Origin of the sequence: Sporosarcina sp. 179-K 3D1 HS, assembly GCF_047228905.1 — a bacterium.
Lineage (GTDB): Bacteria > Bacillota > Bacilli > Bacillales_A > Planococcaceae > Sporosarcina.
Genome location: NZ_JBFEGI010000002.1, coordinates 300,747 through 317,573, shown reverse-complemented (window position 1 = coordinate 317,573; position 16,827 = coordinate 300,747). Strand labels below are relative to the sequence as shown.

Below are 16,827 nucleotides of genomic sequence, written 5' to 3'. Positions count from 1 at the left end.
CAGGTCTGCTGCAGCTAAATCAAATCAATCCGAGAAACACGAAAAACGTACCAGACCGGTACGTTTTAGATTATGACAAGAGGTATGGAGTTCCTGGCTTTTCATCACTATTTAGTACAAGTATCCCCTTTTCAGACGGGGCATTTGGCAGTGCAAGTTCTTTTGCAGAACAGATCATACCTGAAGATGGAACGCCGCGTAGTTCCGCGTCCCGGATGACAAGTCCCGATGGCATGACAGCACCTACTTTGGCAACTACCACATTTTGATCGGCCTCTACATTAGGGGCGCCGCAAACGATCTGCAATGTTTCCTCCCCGACATCGACTGTACAAACACTCAGGCGATCTGCATTCGGATGTTTTTCTTTCGTCAATACTTTCCCAACGACAAATTTAGGAGAGAGGTCGATGTCCATCATATAATCAGAGCCATTGGCATGTATCGCTTTTTGAAGTTGATCCACAACCTCACTTGTTACCTCAATATTCCCTTCCCCCTTGATCGGCAAATAAGTCGACGCTTTAAATAGATTGGCACCGACCACTTCCCCGGTCTCTTCATCCGCAAGCCATGCAATATCTTGCTCCCTGCTAACGGTAATGGTTGTTGGATTTGTAGAAGAAAATTGGATGAGCAATACATCCCCTACACCAACCGGATTATAAAAAAGGTTCATTTTCATTTTCACTTTCGTTCCTTTCGCGTCACTCTATTTTTAGCCATGATAAAAATCGGCTCCAGTTTTCCGTCTTCATAAATGAAGGAAAGTGAGGTGACTGGCACCGATCCAATAGTAAAGAACTGCATCGTTAATTGAGCCAAGACATCATACCCTGTGTCGTTCCGTATATCTCCAATGATCAAAACATCTTGATGTGGGACAGAAACGGTCATATGGCCTTGGATCTTGCCCTCCATCTCCTTTAAAAACGCGCTATTCAAGATACGGCTTGCATCATAGCCATCATTGTTATTGACAAAATAATAAATATTACCGGATACCTCATCTTTTTTCATCGAGGTCGGAAGGGAACGCATACGGAACATGGCAGACTCCATGATTTCCGTTGCGGATAGACCAATGGACTCGACCATACTCTCATCAACCAAGCGATACGTGGTCCCGAGATCGAGTGCGTAATAGATTCGCGTTTCTGCCGTATGTTCTTTTGTCAAGAAACGTATCCCCGACGAAGTTTCCATTGGAAATGAAGTCGACCGGATGACTGGATAAATGGTAGACTCCCCATTAAAACCTTCCTCGTTCTCCTTTTCCATGGCGCTGAATGTTTCTTTAATTGTATAAACAACTTCTTCGATCGCTTGGTCTTTTTTCACTTCATACTTCGCAAGAATTTCGGGAAGTGAAATATCCATCCCTTTTTTCAATTCCATATGTTCCAACCGGACTTTATCAGTTTTTCGATCAAAGTGCCATTGAAATTTTTCGGATGGCAATCGTTCTTTCAACAGCTCTACTAGTTGCCCTGATTTCATATCCCATCCACCTTTCTAATTTATCGTACGACTTTACATACAAGAAGAAGTCGATTGGCAGCAAATTCAATCCTGCTCAACCGACCGTACAATTTCCATCATTTTTCCCAGATCCGTTTCCATATTCCTCTTTTTTGCAACGGTGGTCATCTTAGCCCCGCCTACACTTGCAATTAATTCAAAGTCATCCTTGCCACTTTTTACAATAGCGGCAAAGCCGAAATTACCGGCTTCTTCAAATGTAGATTCTTCCATGATTTCATTACTTTGCTCCGCCTTCAAAAGGTCGTAGAAGAGCTTACTATCCTTTTCTTCATTCGGATTGATGAACAGGATATAAGTGTCGGTACCTTTAGTGAACACGATATTCTGAGCATCCGAATCTTCTGTAACAGCGAACCCTGCAGGTTTATAGTATCGTATTCCGTCTGTTTGTTCCGTCGGTTTCTTGTCATTTGCAAAAAAAGCCTCTCTTGCCGCTTCGATTCCACCCGTCGCCCGATCCTCCAGAGACCTGCCACAACCCATCAGGAGGATGAGGGACAATATCATCAGGAATATGAATTTCCATTTACGGAACATTCGGTTTCCCCCATTCGATTTAATGAATTCACTATTCATTTTAATGTTGTTAATAGGGAGTTGCAACCGCTGGCTCACTTCAAGTTGTTCTCTGAAAATTCAAGCTGGCCGATCAAGAGCAATAAAATATGTTCAAATAACTGGCTCCGATTCACTAAATGGGCTGTGAACATACCGATTGCTCCTTCCCTTTGGCGGATTCCACTAGCTTGGAAATATTCGTCCACTACCGGTCCAAGTTCCTTGCCACCCAATAGTTGTTCGGCGATTTCAAGGGGGAGAGGTACTTGCGCGCCTGCTGCTGTGAAGATCTTACCGTCCGGCAACGACAAAGCGCCCCAGTTGCATAGATACATCTGTCGCCCAACCATCCGCACGCCCCCTTCCAAGCCAATTCCGACGGCTCCTTTCTTCGTTAGAGCTGCCGCTTTCGCCCGGTTGACAGCGCCCGCCATCGTCTCTTCATCCCCAAATGGCTGATCCGATACCTCAGATGCGACATCTCTCGTCTCTAAATTGGCTGACGGATACTGTCTTTTGATAATTTCCGTTGCGGCTTGCACTTTTGCATTATTGGTAGATCCAATGACGAAGTCCATTCCGCTTCCTCCCTCTTCATAAAAAACAGGGGGATTGTGCCCCCCTACGTTTTTGCGTTGCCATCCGGCAATCGGTATTACACGTTGTTTTTAATTGTTTCCACCGTTGTTTTATCACAGGATTTGACCAACTTTACGAGCAGTTCCTTGGCAGCTGCATAATCATCCGTATGAATGATGGAGGCGGCTGTATGGATGTAGCGGGAACAGATGCCGATCACAGCGCTCGGAACGCCTTCATTTGAAATATGGACCTGTCCGGCATCAGTTCCACCCGGAGAGACAAAGTATTGATACGGGATATGATGCGTTTCCGCAGTGTCCAAAATAAATTCTCGCATTCCCCTGTGGGTTACCATCGTACGGTCAAAAATCCGTAACAGCACCCCTTTGCCAAGCTGGCCGAATTCATCTTTTTTTCCGGAGGCATCATTGGCGGGACTTGCATCCAAAGCAAAAAACAGATCGGGCTGGATCATACGAGCGGCCGTCTGTGCCCCTCGCAACCCGACCTCCTCCATGACGGTCGCACCTGCATACAACTGGTTCGGCAGCTTCTCTTGATGGACTTCTTTCAATAACTCAATGGCCAAGCCACATCCGTATCTATTATCCCAAGCTTTCGCCATGATTTTTTTATTATTGGCCATCGGCGTGAACGGACAAATCGGGATAATCTGTTGCCCAGGCCGGATGCCGAGCTTCTTCGCATCTTCCCGATCGTCTGCTCCGATATCAATTAGCATATTTTTAATATCCATCGGTTTATTGCGGACTGCATCGCTTAACAGATGGGGTGGAATCGAGCCGATCACCCCGATAACCGGTCCGTTTTCGGTAATGATTTCAACCCTCTGGGCGAGCAGCACTTGGCTCCACCATCCGCCCAACGGCTGAAACCGGATCATCCCATTTTCAGTAATGGCGCTGACCATAAAGCCGACTTCGTCCATATGGCCTGCCACCATAATACGCGGCGTCCCTTCCTCGCCGTGGCGAACGCCGAACAGGCTTCCAAGCTGATCTTGAATTAATTCATCGGCATATTTCCCGAGTTCCGTCCGCATATACTGCCGGACTTGGTGTTCATTCCCCGGCCCGCCGGGCAATTCCGTCAATGTCTTAAACATAGCCAATGTCTCTTTCTCCATGGATCTAGGCCTCCCCAAGTAAATATCTATTTCCTAGTGTAGTCCATCTGCCTGCGTGATACCATTGTTTCACTTTGGTACACAGATTTCTCTTTTTTACTCAACCTCCAGCCCCAAATGTGGTACACTTATTGACAAACTGATACCGAAAGGGGCTTAGCATCGTTATGAAAATGAAAGAATTTATTGCGGGTGTATTGACGGGTGTCGCAGCCGGCATCGTGGTCAATGAAGCGATTGACCGAGTGAATCGCAATGTCCCGGCAGACGCCGTTTTAAGCAATGTTAAAGATGCTTTTAAAAAAGAGGGCCCGATTGACGGCTCATGGATCGTCATGAAAACGGAACCGTTCACGAATGAAGTCATTTCAATGGATGTCTATCGTGGTGGCATCTCCCGAATCAAAAACGGTGAGTTGGAACAATACGAATTTGCAGCAGATGCAAAGACTGGAACTGTTGTGGAATTGGTCAGGAATTAAATAGGAATCCGCTGCATCCGTGAGGATGCAGCGGATTTTTGATTGGGGAGAGGTATGAGAAGAAAAAGCGGAGTTATGGGCGCTTGAGCGAAGTTATGAGCGTTCTGCAAATGTTATGAGCGCATAAAAAATTAGGGAATCAGCCGCTTCGTGAATGCCCATTCACTCGCGTAGCGACCGATCCCCTTTCTTTTTTTCAAATTTAATAATGCGTCCTGGCAACAGACTCGATGATTTCCTTCCCACTTTCATCCCATTTGACAAGGCGGTAGATTGCGTCGTGATAGAAGATGAATCGATAGCCGCCCGCTAGCGCTTCTTTCATCAGTCTCTCTTTCGCATAAATTGAAGTCATCGGGTAATCATCGAAAGCGAGTACCCAGAGCGGATTGCTATGTGCATGAGTTGGCATGATATCCGCCATATGCAGAATCGTGTCCCCGTTTTGTGTCAACTTGACGATACTATGGCCATCACTATGTCCGCCGGTATGAATCATATCAATGCCCGGTAAAATGGTGATATTGCCTTCAAATGTCTTCACTTGATGTTGGACCGGTTCCCAATTCTCTTTCCAATATGTATTTCTGGAACGGATATTCGGATTGCGCATCTCATCCCATTCAATTTGGGTGACGTAAATATCGGCATTCGGAAACAGAGAAACGAGTTCCCCATTTTTCCAACCCGTCAATCCGCCTGCATGGTCATTATGCAGATGGGTCATCAAGATAATATCGATATCTCCGGGCCATAAGCCAATCGTGGCCAGTTGCTCTTCCACTTTTGACTCCTCAATCAACCCGAGATTCCGTTTCATTTTCTCATCCAATTTCCCTTTCCCGATCCCCGCATCGATTAAGAGGTTTTTCCCTTCATATTGGATAAGAATCGGATGGTTCATCATCTCGATCATATTATTCTCATCCGCAGGGTATTTCCGGGACCAGAGCACTTTCGGAGCCACTCCGAACATCGGCCCCCCGTCCAGGAGATTAGTCCCTCCGTTGAGCCAAGTCAATTCCATTCCGTGAAAAGTAAATCGGTCCATCTCAACATCCCCCTTTTCCCAAACTATTTAAAGAGTAACAAATTTTGACTCCAGTCGGTATATCGGTTGTCCTTTTTTTGAAAATTTCTCCTCATACTCCGTCATAATGTTATCTTCCGGCAGATCGGCGTGGAGATCCAATGCCACATCCAGCAATTTCATGCCGTAATCGGACATAGAGACGAGCGAATACTCGAACAGCTTCCGATTATCCGTTTTAAAGTGGATTTCCCCACCCGGTACAAGAATGGCTTCATAGCGGCGAAGAAATGATTCATGCGTCAATCTTCGTTTGGCGTGGCGGGTTTTCGGCCATGGATCGGAGAAATTCAAATAGACCCGATCCACCTCCCCATTCTCAAATACCGCCTCCAGGTCTGCCCCGTTCGCCCGGACTAAGCGCAAATTCGATGGCTTGTCCGCTTCGATCGCCTTTTCCAAAGCGGAAACGATGACGTTATCGAAATGCTCGATTCCGATGTAGTTTACGTCAGGATTTGCCAAAGCCATCCCGATGATAAATTGTCCTTTTCCCGTGCCGACCTCGACATGGATCGGGTGAGCATTGCCAAACTCTGAATGCCATCCTCTTTTTAATGTTTCGGGTTCCAGGATCAATGCATCGGGATGCGCCTGCATGAAATCCCTGGCCCATGGTTTATTTCGAAGTCTCATTACTACACACTCTTTTCTATAAATTACAATTCTGTTAGGTCTTCTTCCATTTCTACTAATTTGCTCATTGCCGTCGTCTGACCGATGTCCAAAAGGGCCTGGGCCGCTTTAAACTGATTATGTTTCATTGGAACAGACGATTTCCCAATGGCCGCAAACCATTCGGCATAATTTCGCCGATCGACCATCTGGACATCATACGCGCTTCCTGGGTAATCAATATAACCATTCCTGGAAATCACATACTTTTTAATCGGGAAATCAATGTCGTTCGCCTTGAAGATACCCGATACAATTTTCTCCATCCGCGTCAGGGCAATCATCGGATTGAGCACTTTTGATTCCTGGTCTCTCAGTTTCTTAGTCCAAAATTTATCGCCGCTTCCGATGAATGCCGCCAGTTCCTCCCTTTCCAAAACAGTGATACATATACATTCAATGGGTGTCACGAGGAGGATATCAAGTTCCACAGGGGCTTTTTTAATGACAAGGATCGGATAATAAAACAACAAAAAGCTATCCGGCAAATCTTGTGCGAAACTGCGCAATAGTGTATCTCGCATGTAACGCGGATCGACCTTTGACTTATCCATCAATGTCGAGCTTGCCCATTTGATCTGGAATTGGAATAGCTGATCCAAATAAAGTCTGCGCAATTGTGGAAGGTTCGTTGGATTGTAGATGATATTCGGAGTAAATCCGAACTGATCTTCATCCTCCGCCGACACCTCCTGCACTTCCTCTTCTTCAGAAGTCCTATTTTTCCCGAAAATACGAAGCAATGGGGAGAACCATCGTGTTTCTTCCGGTTCTACGTCTGTTTCAACTTTTTCTTTGTCCCGCTGCCATTCCGTCAGGTCCTCTCCGTTCTCCCATAACCGTTTCATCCGGTCCCATTGGTACTTTTTCAACCGGATGAACTGCGTCGGATAACGGGCTAGATCATGTTCGTACCGAGAAATATAATCAAGCAACTTGACTAGTTGTGCCATCAACCATCACTCCATTCCCTCGCTTGTCCTCAAGAACCCGCCACAACGGTAGGAATTTGCAATGTGAACGCTTTTTGTAATTGTACGGTGACCTCACCTGGACGGCCAGAACCGATCGTCTTATCGTCAAGCTGGATAATAGGCATCACTTCTAGTGTTGTAGAAGTCATGAATAATTCATCCATCGCAAACGCGGCTTCTAATGTAAACGGTTCTTCCACAACGGCAATCCCCAACTCACGGCTTAATCGCAACACCACTTGTCGCGTAATCCCGTTCAAAATTAGGTTGTTCGCCGGATGTGTGTACAGGATGCCGTTTTTCACGCCGAACATATTCGTAGAAGCACCTTCAGTCACAAATCCATCGCGGACAAAGACAGCTTCCTTGCAACCGGCTTCAACCGCCTCTTGTTTCGCCATGACATTGGCAAGCAAATTAAGGCTTTTAATATCGCAGCGCAGCCAACGGAAATCAACGACCGATTTCACTTTCACCCCGTTCTCCATGACTTCGACAGGCCGCGCACTACTTAAAGCATAGGCAGTAACCATCGGTGAAACTGCAGGATCCGGGAATTGATGGATCCGCGGTGAGACTCCACGCGTCACCTGCATATACACATGACCGACCGAGATCGAATTGGAAATCACTAATTGTTGCGCTATATCAAGTAGCTGCGCTTCAGTATAAGGAATCACCAATTTGATCTTGGCCGCACTTTCAAACAACCTCGCAATATGCTCTTTACTCGTAAACAATTCCCCGTCGTACACTTTAATCACTTCATAGACGCCATCGCCAAAATAATAACCCCGATCATCTATCGAAATTGCGACGTGCTTCTTTTCCACAAATTGTCCATCCATAAAATAGACTGTCATTTTCTCTTTCCCCTCCACGGTATGATCCATTTTTATCTTTTCATACTTTATATATATAGTAAGTCAATTTCCGGCTACGGTACACCTTCATCCGACTTCTCTTATTTTCACACGTCCGGGCAATAAAATAAAGGACCAACTTCCCGAATTGTACCCCTTTTAAACGAAGAATCTATTATTATGTCGGGATAAATCAATTACGCCGAGGCGTAATTGCGTCCAGATTTTGAATCGAGCTTGAGGCCTGCGTGATGCAGGTCATGCAGTCGTTGCGACAGGACGTCGCGCTTTTAGACTGCCTTCCTCTTGACTCCCATCAAAATCTGTGACATCCGCCGGAGGCTTTAACTTCATTCAGCAAGGATTTGCCTTCCCACTGACTTGAATGCATATCTAGCATTCATAACACCACTTATGGAAGTAGGGGACTTTTGCTGAATGAAGTTAACAGTTCTTTTACAATAAATTTATGCAATTGCCTCAAAAATACGTTATACTAGTATTGTCGGAAGATTCGATACGACAAATTTAAATTTGTAAAAGGAAGTGCAGGTTCGGAACATAACTTCACCTATTGCCATGTAACATTCATAAGTCTCATGTCCATTGGAATTTTGGAAAATGATGATGAAGGAGTGGTCCCAAAATTGAATTCAACTACGGATCGTATGCTTACCCGCATCAAGGACGTATATCTATACATCCTGGATAACGGTACGGTTACTACTGACACTTTGGTCGAGGAATTTGGCATCACTCACCGCACGGTACAAAGGGATTTGAACGTTCTGGAATACAATGAACTGATCACGAGCCCGGTCCGCGGTAAATGGACAACAACAGCAAAGAAAGTGAAATTACCTTCATAACTGCATGGACAACAAAGAATGGGCAGACCAAATGGAATGTCTATACCCCAAGAGAATAACGAACAATAAAAGAGAGCTGACCCGCTTGAAACGGATTCAGCTCTCTTCCTTGTTTCCTATTGCCAAAAGAGAATTCATTTCCCCTTCACTTAATTCCCGATAGGCACCGATCGGTAAACTTTCATCCAACTGAAGCGGTCCCATCGATAAACGCTTCAAGTATACAACTCGTTTTCCGACCGCTTCAAACATCCTTTTCACTTGATGGAACTTCCCTTCAGTAATGGTCAGTTCGATTTCAGATTGCTCCGCGGATTTCAGGATTTGGAGCTTTCCAGGCTTCGTCAAATATCCATCCTCTAACGTGACGCCAGAAGCAAACTTAGCCACATCTTCTTCTGTCACTACACCCGAAATATGAGCATAATATGTTTTTGGCACTTCTTTTTTCGGTGACAACAAATTATGAGCGAGTTTTCCATCATTCGTCAACAGCAAGAAACCTTCCGTGTCCTTATCCAATCGTCCGACCGGAAAAGGATTAAAATGCCGGTGTTCCGCATCTAGCAAATCGACCACCGTACGGTCACGTACATCTTCTGTTGCCGAGATGACCCCCTGTGGCTTATGCATCATCAAATAAATGAATTCCTTGTAGAGGACACGCTCTCCGAGGACGAACACTTCCTCTCCATATGGATCCACATGAAGCGCTGCATCTTTCACCGTTTTGCCATTGACCCGAATGGATCCGGATTTCAACAGCTGCCGGACCTCCTTCCGGGATCCATACCCCATATTGGATAACAGTTTATCCAGTCGCAATGAAAACACCTCCTACAAACCGAACTTCGACGTCAGCCGCTTAAGCCGGTTTCCAAACAATTTTTGTGCAAGCCCGACTTTCAAAGATAAATAACCATACACGCCGGCGCCGACGACAGCACAAACAAAAATATAAAATAGAGCCTGTATTTTGGAGTCCGCTACACCGAATAGATTCAACAGTTTTAATGTCAGTAGGACTGCGGCCAACATGACGGCATTTAAGATCCCAATCAGTATCAGCCTACGGGTTACCATTTTAGATCGGTACTCCAAGGTTTTCGAAATGATGGCGATATTCGTTCCGACTGCCACCGTGTATCCGAAAGCCGTTGCCAAAATGGCACCATTCGTCTCAAACAATTTAATGAGCGGGATATTTAATGCTAACTTCAATAAAAGTCCAAGCAGCGAGGTGAAGACGATCCATTTATGCCGGTCGATTCCCTGCAAAATCGATGCAGTCACCGTGTATAGGCCAAACAGGATAGCTACCGGGGCGTAATAAGCAAGAATCGCGGCCCCCATATCATCTTTTTCATAAAGAAATTGGTAAAATTCATTGGACAATACGATGAGTCCAATGACCATCGGCACGGTTAAGAACAGCATGATTTGATACGTTTGATCAAGGGAGCGGACAATTCCTTTCTGATCTCGTTTGGCATAATAACTCGTAATGACTGGGATCAGCGCCATGGAAAATCCGGTCGCTACCATAACAGGGATCATGACAATTTTATGCGTCAAGAAGTTCAACATGCCAAAGTAAATATCGGTCACCTTCGCAAGTCCTATTGACCTCATAGCATCATTGAACGTAATCATATCGACAAATTGGTAGAGCGGATTGATGACCCCGACCAAAATGAACGGGAAAATATACGTGAATAACTCTTTATACATATCCCGAAAGGAGACTTTGCTTGCGGGCGGACTCTTCGCCAATAAATGGTCAAATTCGGGCTTGTATTTTTTCCAATATAGATATAGGACCACGAGGCTGGCAAGAGCTCCGATAAATGCCGCAAACACCGCAAAGTTAACTGCCGTCCGAGGGGATTCGTGCAAGAAATGAACAACAAAGAAAGCCCCGGCCAACACGAATAGAATACGGACAATCTGTTCGACCAACTGTGAGACCGAAGTCGGTTCAAACTTCTGATAGCCTTGCAGGAAACCCCGCACAAGGGACATGACGGGCACGACGATCAACGCAAAGCTGACCCATCGGATGACCGATGCAATTTCTTCGATCGTAAAAATCTGGTCATCGTCTTTCCGGACCATATGGGCGATGGGCTCCGCCATGAAGTAAAGGATGAGAAACGAAGCGATGCCGGTAAGCGCCATGACGAGCATGCCCGACTTCATCAAACTCCGCCCAGTGGCATAATCGCCAAGCGTATTATACTTGGCCGTATATTTGGAGAATGCGAGCGGAGCCCCCGATATCGCAAAAGACAATGCGATATTGTACGGTATGTATGCGTATTGATAGAGGACAATGCTCTCATTCCCGACAATGGCGTAAAATGGGATGACGTATAATAGGCCGAGCGCTTTCGATAAAAAGAGCCCGATCGTCAAAATCGCGGTGCCTTTTACTAAATTTGATGACATATTGAGTTGATCCTTCCATTCCTTCTTCAAATACAAAGCGATACTGGCATTTCAAACCACACGCTAGACCTGATTCCACTTAATAGTGTACCCCTCAACCGTCCTTTGCACAATGTATAACGGTCAATTGTGTATAAGGGAGATAAGAGAAAATGTGGTTTCTTTGAACAATGACCAGCCTTAATAAGTGTACGGGTACCATTGAATTCTGTCCAAAATAAAGAGAGAAAAACAAAATAACCTCGGCTATCCGACACTCTTGCTAAAGGATTGCTCATGTATTTTCAGGCAACCTGTCAAAGAACCTAAGCAATAAAAGTCTACTGGAACCCCAATAGACTTTCACTACTCTACATCGTAATAATCACTTTCCCTTTCGAATGGCCTTCTTCAAAATATTGAAATGCCTCCACAATTTCATCAATGGAATAAATCCGATCAATAATGGGATGAACTTTTCCTTCTTCAATTAGCTGTTGAATAAATATAAGGTCTTGTTGGTTGGCTCTTTGCAAGAAACTGTTCATTTTCTGTTTGCTCCACATTGAATAAAGAGGTCCCAATAACAATGCTTGAAAGGTTTGATTATAAGACCCTCCAACTGCCACAAAAGTTCCAGTAGGATTCAACAGACGTTTATATACAGAAATCGGATGATTTCCGTTCGCAGCAATAATTAAATCATATCGTTCTGGATTCTTTGAAAAATCTTCTTTTATATAATCAATAACATAGTCGGCACCTATTGTTTGTGTAATGGGTACATGTTTTGTACTGACAACACCCGTTACCTCTGCACCAAGAGCTTTTGCAATTTGAACTGCAAATGTTCCCACTCCACCAGAGGCCCCATTAATTAATACTCTTTGTCCGGGTTGAAGTTTCCCTTTATTACGAATAGCTTGCAGAGCGGTTACTGCAGCCATTGGTACCGCGGCTGCTTCTTCAAATGAGATGTTTTTCGGCTTAGAGGCTAAAGCACTTTCCGGCACTGCTACATATTCAGCAAATCCACCCCACCCACAACTTGAAAGATCTCCAAACACTTCATCTCCAATTTCAAACATCCGCACATTTTCACCAACAGCTTCAACTTTTCCTGATATATCTCCTCCAGGGATAACGTATTTCGGTTTACATATCCCGAAAGCCAATCGAGCCAACTTAGGTTCACCTTTCAACAATACGAGATTGCCATAATTGATGGACGCTGCTTGGACTCTTACTAACACCTCCTTGTCTTTAGGAGTTGGTTTTTCGACTTCGTTCATCTTCAATACATGCGGGGGACCATACTTATTACTAACTATCGCTTTAATAAATTCCTCTCCTTATTAGTCGTTTGTAGTAACATACGTTTTTGAAATGGAAAGATATTCAAACTGGACAAAGAATAGTTTGTAGCCGAGCATTGTTTAGCAATAATTTATCCCTATATGATGTTAGGCTTAATACCGCCACCAAGTGTTATAATAGGAGTGGTTTCAATTCCTCCTAAAAGCACGATTTGGTTATAGTAAAATGAATGTAATGAAAGGATTCTAAATCATGTCTGATTATAAAAAAACAAGTATTGATGTCATCATCGTCGGCGGGGGGCCTTCCGGATTGATGGCTTCCATTGCCGCCGCTGAAAATGGAAAGAAAGTCCTCCTTCTCGAAAAAGGGAAGAAACTTGGCACGAAGCTTGCCATTTCAGGAGGTGGACGATGCAATGTAACGAACCGTCTCCCACAAGAAGAAATCGTGAAAAACATCCCTGGCAACGGACGTTTCTTATACGGCCCCTTCTCGGTATTCAACAACGAGGACATCATCCGGTTTTTCGAAGGGCTCGGAGTTGCCTTGAAAGAGGAAGACCACGGCCGTATGTTTCCGGTGTCAAATAAAGCGAAAGACGTCGTCGATGCCCTATTGACTGAGATGGACCGATTAGGCGTCCAAGTAAAACTCGAGTCGCGTGTAAAGAAATTGCTGATGGATGATGAAAAAGTACTTGGTGTCCGATTGGAATCGGGGGAAGAAATCCGATCCCATGCAATCGTGGTCGCAGTCGGTGGTAAAGCGGTCCCGCAAACTGGATCTACGGGAGACGGCTATCCGTGGGCGGAAAGAGCTGGACATACCGTTACGGACCTTTATCCGACCGAAGTGCCTTTATTATCAAGTGAACCATTTATCGCCTTGAAAGAATTACAAGGGCTCGCGCTGCGGGACGTGTCGGTTTCGGTATTGAACGCCAAAGGGAAGACGCTGGTCACCCATCAAATGGACATGCTTTTCACCCATTTCGGCTTAAGCGGCCCCGCCATTTTGCGCTGCAGCCAATTCGTCGTCAAAGAACGGAAGAAGAATGGAAATCAACCCGTGGATATCCGGATTGACTCCCTCCCATCCATGAATGAAGAGAAGGCATTTCAATTCGTGCACACTTCCTTGAAAGACGACCCGAAGAAAGCTGTGAAAAACGCCTTGAAAGGCGTTGTCCCCGAGCGGTGGCTGTTGTTTCTGCTAGATAAGGCAGAGATTGATCCGGCAGCGACGGGAGCCACCATCTCAGCTGAAAAAATCAGATCGTTCTCGAAACTATTGAAAGCTTTCACAATGAAAGTGAACGGCACGCAGCCGATCGAAAAAGCGTTTGTCACCGGCGGAGGCGTCTCCGTCAAAGAAATCGTCCCGAAGACGATGGCCTCCCGGATGAAAGAGGGACTTTATTTCTGTGGGGAAATCTTGGATGTCCACGGCTATACAGGGGGCTATAATATCACTTCCGCCCTCGTCACAGGCCGGATTGCCGGCATGAGCGCAGGGGAATTTGCAGCCGGACGATAATCAGAAGTGAGGGCGGCAAGTTATGAGCGGATATCAGGAAGTATGAGCGCTCTCGGAGAGATATGAGCGGTTGACTAGAAATATGATCGCTTCCCACGAGTTATGAGCGGATGGCCGGTTTTATAAGCGCTGGCATGGGAATATAAGTGTTCCTCGAAATTTATGAGCGCTCACAAAACACCCAATGAGTGCAGGCACCTCCCTCATACGAGCCGCACCGTTTACATTAAAAATCCGCTGGGACATTAAGGTCCCCAGCGGATTTTTTCATTTATTTATCCAGCAACGACGATATTCACCAGTCGCCCTGGAATTGCAATGACTTTCTTCACTTCTTTACCTTCGAGCAGTTCTTTCACACGCTCGTCTTCCATAACGGATTGTTCCAGCTCTTCTTTCGTGGCGTCTTTGGAAACGACTATTTTCGTGCGGACTTTCCCGTTCAGCTGGATCGCCATTTCCACCGTATCATCGACGAGCTTCGACTCATCATACGTCGGCCATGTTTCGTACGTGATCGTGTCGGTATGGCCAAGCTTCTCCCAGATCTCTTCCGCGAGATGCGGTGTAATCGGTGAAATGAGTAAAAGGAACCCTTCGACATACTCTTTCGGGATCGAGTCGACTTTATAAGCTTCATTGATGAACACCATCAATTGGGAAATGGCCGTGTTATTGCGCATGCCCTCGAAGTCTTCCGTCACTTTCTTCACCGTTTGATGGTAGACCTTCTCAAGTGGCCCACCGGCTTCCCCGCCAATTTTCGAGCTGAGGGTGCCGTCTTCATTGACGAACAAACGCCAGATCCGATCGAGGAAACGACGGGAACCGTCCAATCCGTTCGTCGACCATTCTTTTGAAGCTTCGAGCGGCCCCATGAACATTTCATACAAACGCAGCGTATCGGCACCGTGTGAATGGACGATATCATCCGGATTGATGACGTTGCCGAGGGATTTGGACATTTTCACATGGCCTTCCCCTAAGATCATCCCTTGGTTGAATAATTTTTGGAATGGTTCTTTCGTTTGGACAACCCCGATATCATAGAGTACTTTATGCCAGAAGCGTGCGTACAGCAAATGAAGGACCGCGTGCTCCGCTCCGCCGACGTAAATATCGACCGGCAGCCAGCGTTCCGCCAGTTCCGGATCAATGATCATATCGTCGTTGTTCGGGTCGATATAGCGGATATAGTACCAGCAGCTTCCCGCCCATTGCGGCATCGTGTTCGTCTCGCGTCGACCTTTCATGCCCGTTACAGGGTCGACGACATTGACCCAGTCCTCGATATTGGCAAGCGGCGATTCACCCGTTCCGCTCGGTTTGATATTATCCGTCACCGGCAATTTTAACGGTAATTCGGATTCATCGACAGGCGTCATGGAACCATCTTCCCAATGGATGATCGGAATCGGCTCGCCCCAATAGCGCTGTCTGGAAAATAGCCAGTCACGCAGGCGATACGTAATTTTCTTCTCACCTTTGCCGTTTTCCACGAACCAGGAAATCGCCTTTTCGATCGCTTCCTCTTTGCCTAGACCATCCAAGAAACCAGAATTGATGTGAGGGCCGTCCCCGACATACGCTTCTTTCGAAATGTCTCCGCCTTCCACAACTTCGATAATCGGCAAATCGAACTCTTTTGCAAACTCATAGTCGCGCTCGTCATGCGCCGGCACTGCCATGATGGCGCCCGTTCCATAAGTGGCCAGAACATAGTCGGCGATCCAGATTGGCATTTTTTCTCCACTCGCCGGGTTGATTGCATAAGCACCCGTAAATACGCCAGTCTTTTCTTTTGCCAGATCCGTCCGTTCCAAGTCACTCTTCGTTTTCACTTTATCCAAATAGGCTTCAACCGCCGCTTTTTGCTCAGCCGTCGTAATCTGCTCGACCAATTTATGTTCTGGAGCCAAAACCGCATATGTCGCGCCAAAAATCGTATCCGGACGTGTAGTGAACGCTTCGAATGTAAGGCCCGTTCCATCGATTTCAAACGTCAACTGGGCCCCCTCCGAACGGCCGATCCAGTTGCGCTGCATATCTTTCAAGCTATCCGGCCAGTCCAAATCATCCAAATCTTCAAGCAAGCGATCAGCATATTCTGTAATGCGAAGCACCCACTGACGCATCGGGCGACGTTCGACCGGATGGCCGCCGCGCTCGGACTTCCCGTCAATCACTTCTTCATTCGCCAACACCGTACCTAGGGCAGGACACCAGTTGACCGGCACTTCATCCACATAGGCCAACCCTTTTTTATACAATTGAATGAAAATCCATTGTGTCCATTTATAATAGCTTGGGTCGGTCGTATTGATTTCCCGGTCCCAATCATAGGAGAAACCAAGTTCCTGCATTTGCCGCTTGAATGTGGCAATATTGCGGGCCGTGAATTCAGCAGGGTCATTCCCCGTATCCAACGCATATTGTTCAGCAGGCAAACCGAAAGCGTCCCACCCCATCGGATGAAGGACATTGTATCCCTGCTTCCGTTTGAATGAACTTAGAATATCGGTTGCGATATAACCTAGCGGATGGCCGACATGAAGCCCCGCCCCCGACGGATACGGAAACATATCCAAGGCATAGAACTTCGGTTTGGACGGATCATCCACCATTTTGTATGTTTGGTTATCCTTCCAATGCTGCTGCCATTTCTTTTCGATTTCCACGTGGTTGTAACTCATGAAAAAATTCCTCCTCATTCTAATCCTGATGAAAAAACGTATGTATCAGTCCGCTAGTCCCGCCAT

16 protein-coding genes are annotated in these 16,827 nt (G+C 46.0%); 3 read left to right on the top strand and 13 right to left on the bottom strand.

Going from position 1 to position 16,827, the window contains the following annotated elements; translation table 11 throughout:
* Positions 1–70: 70 nt before the first annotated feature.
* The 5 genes from ytpR to AB1K83_RS04260 all read right to left on the bottom strand — a co-directional run bounded on the left by ytpR (position 71) and on the right by AB1K83_RS04260 (position 3,832).
* A complete protein-coding gene (gene ytpR / locus AB1K83_RS04280) occupies positions 71–679 on the bottom strand; it encodes a YtpR family tRNA-binding protein (RefSeq protein ID WP_413057083.1) in 609 nt (202 codons plus the stop codon).
* Between the two features lie 8 nt (positions 680–687).
* Positions 688–1,500, bottom strand: a complete 813-nt coding sequence (locus AB1K83_RS04275) for a DUF1444 domain-containing protein (protein WP_413056912.1) — start codon at positions 1,498–1,500, stop codon at positions 688–690.
* Positions 1,501–1,566: 66 nt separating this feature from the next.
* Positions 1,567–2,082, bottom strand: coding sequence for a hypothetical protein (locus tag AB1K83_RS04270; RefSeq protein ID WP_413056911.1), 516 nt, complete (start codon positions 2,080–2,082; stop codon positions 1,567–1,569).
* 74 nt (positions 2,083–2,156) lie between these two features.
* Positions 2,157–2,681 (bottom strand): DUF84 family protein, encoded by a 525-nt coding sequence (locus AB1K83_RS04265; RefSeq protein WP_413056910.1) that lies wholly within the window; start codon positions 2,679–2,681, stop codon positions 2,157–2,159.
* A 77-nt stretch (positions 2,682–2,758) separates the two neighbouring features.
* Entirely contained in the window at positions 2,759–3,832 is a 1,074-nt protein-coding gene (locus AB1K83_RS04260) for a M42 family metallopeptidase (RefSeq protein ID WP_413056909.1), read from the bottom strand.
* Positions 3,833–3,999: 167 nt separating this feature from the next.
* Here AB1K83_RS04260 and AB1K83_RS04255 point away from each other — a divergent pair, with 167 nt between their 5' ends.
* Positions 4,000–4,314 carry a hypothetical protein gene (locus tag AB1K83_RS04255; protein ID WP_413056908.1) on the top strand — a complete coding sequence of 105 codons (315 nt, stop codon included), beginning with the start codon at positions 4,000–4,002 and terminating at the stop codon, positions 4,312–4,314.
* 202 nt (positions 4,315–4,516) lie between these two features.
* Here the strand turns inward: AB1K83_RS04255 and AB1K83_RS04250 are convergent, their stop codons facing one another.
* From AB1K83_RS04250 to dat, 4 genes are read right to left on the bottom strand one after another with little or no spacing between them, the layout of a single operon-like run.
* On the bottom strand, positions 4,517–5,365 hold the full coding sequence (locus tag AB1K83_RS04250) for a YtnP family quorum-quenching lactonase (RefSeq protein ID WP_413056907.1): 849 nt from the start codon (positions 5,363–5,365) through the stop codon (positions 4,517–4,519).
* Between the two features lie 27 nt (positions 5,366–5,392).
* Positions 5,393–6,040: a tRNA (guanosine(46)-N7)-methyltransferase TrmB gene (gene trmB / locus AB1K83_RS04245; RefSeq protein WP_413056906.1), complete on the bottom strand. Its 648-nt coding sequence runs from the start codon at positions 6,038–6,040 to the stop codon at positions 5,393–5,395.
* Between the two features lie 23 nt (positions 6,041–6,063).
* Positions 6,064–7,032, bottom strand: coding sequence for an NERD domain-containing protein (locus AB1K83_RS04240; RefSeq protein WP_413056905.1), 969 nt, complete (start codon positions 7,030–7,032; stop codon positions 6,064–6,066).
* A 29-nt stretch (positions 7,033–7,061) separates the two neighbouring features.
* Entirely contained in the window at positions 7,062–7,916 is an 855-nt protein-coding gene (dat, locus tag AB1K83_RS04235; RefSeq protein WP_413056904.1) for a D-amino-acid transaminase, read from the bottom strand.
* Between the two features lie 647 nt (positions 7,917–8,563).
* On the opposite strand from dat, the gene AB1K83_RS04230 reads away from it, so the two are divergent.
* Positions 8,564–8,785: a DeoR family transcriptional regulator gene (locus tag AB1K83_RS04230; RefSeq protein WP_413056903.1), complete on the top strand. Its 222-nt coding sequence runs from the start codon at positions 8,564–8,566 to the stop codon at positions 8,783–8,785.
* A gap of 96 nt (positions 8,786–8,881) precedes the next feature.
* On the opposite strand, the gene AB1K83_RS04225 is transcribed toward AB1K83_RS04230, so the two are convergent.
* The 3 genes from AB1K83_RS04225 to AB1K83_RS04215 all read right to left on the bottom strand — a co-directional run bounded on the left by AB1K83_RS04225 (position 8,882) and on the right by AB1K83_RS04215 (position 12,504).
* Positions 8,882–9,610: a pseudouridine synthase gene (locus AB1K83_RS04225; protein WP_413056902.1), complete on the bottom strand. Its 729-nt coding sequence runs from the start codon at positions 9,608–9,610 to the stop codon at positions 8,882–8,884.
* A 12-nt stretch (positions 9,611–9,622) separates the two neighbouring features.
* Positions 9,623–11,233 carry a putative polysaccharide biosynthesis protein gene (locus tag AB1K83_RS04220; protein ID WP_413056901.1) on the bottom strand — a complete coding sequence of 537 codons (1,611 nt, stop codon included), beginning with the start codon at positions 11,231–11,233 and terminating at the stop codon, positions 9,623–9,625.
* Between the two features lie 350 nt (positions 11,234–11,583).
* Positions 11,584–12,504 carry an NAD(P)-dependent alcohol dehydrogenase gene (locus tag AB1K83_RS04215; RefSeq protein WP_413056900.1) on the bottom strand — a complete coding sequence of 307 codons (921 nt, stop codon included), beginning with the start codon at positions 12,502–12,504 and terminating at the stop codon, positions 11,584–11,586.
* 277 nt (positions 12,505–12,781) lie between these two features.
* Here AB1K83_RS04215 and AB1K83_RS04210 point away from each other — a divergent pair, with 277 nt between their 5' ends.
* Positions 12,782–14,068 carry an NAD(P)/FAD-dependent oxidoreductase gene (locus AB1K83_RS04210; protein WP_413056899.1) on the top strand — a complete coding sequence of 429 codons (1,287 nt, stop codon included), beginning with the start codon at positions 12,782–12,784 and terminating at the stop codon, positions 14,066–14,068.
* A 275-nt stretch (positions 14,069–14,343) separates the two neighbouring features.
* On the opposite strand, the gene leuS is transcribed toward AB1K83_RS04210, so the two are convergent.
* The gene (gene leuS, locus AB1K83_RS04205) at positions 14,344–16,761 is read right to left on the bottom strand and encodes a leucine--tRNA ligase (RefSeq protein ID WP_413056898.1); all 2,418 of its coding nucleotides are present in this window, start codon (positions 16,759–16,761) and stop codon (positions 14,344–14,346) included.
* Positions 16,762–16,827 lie beyond the last annotated feature (66 nt).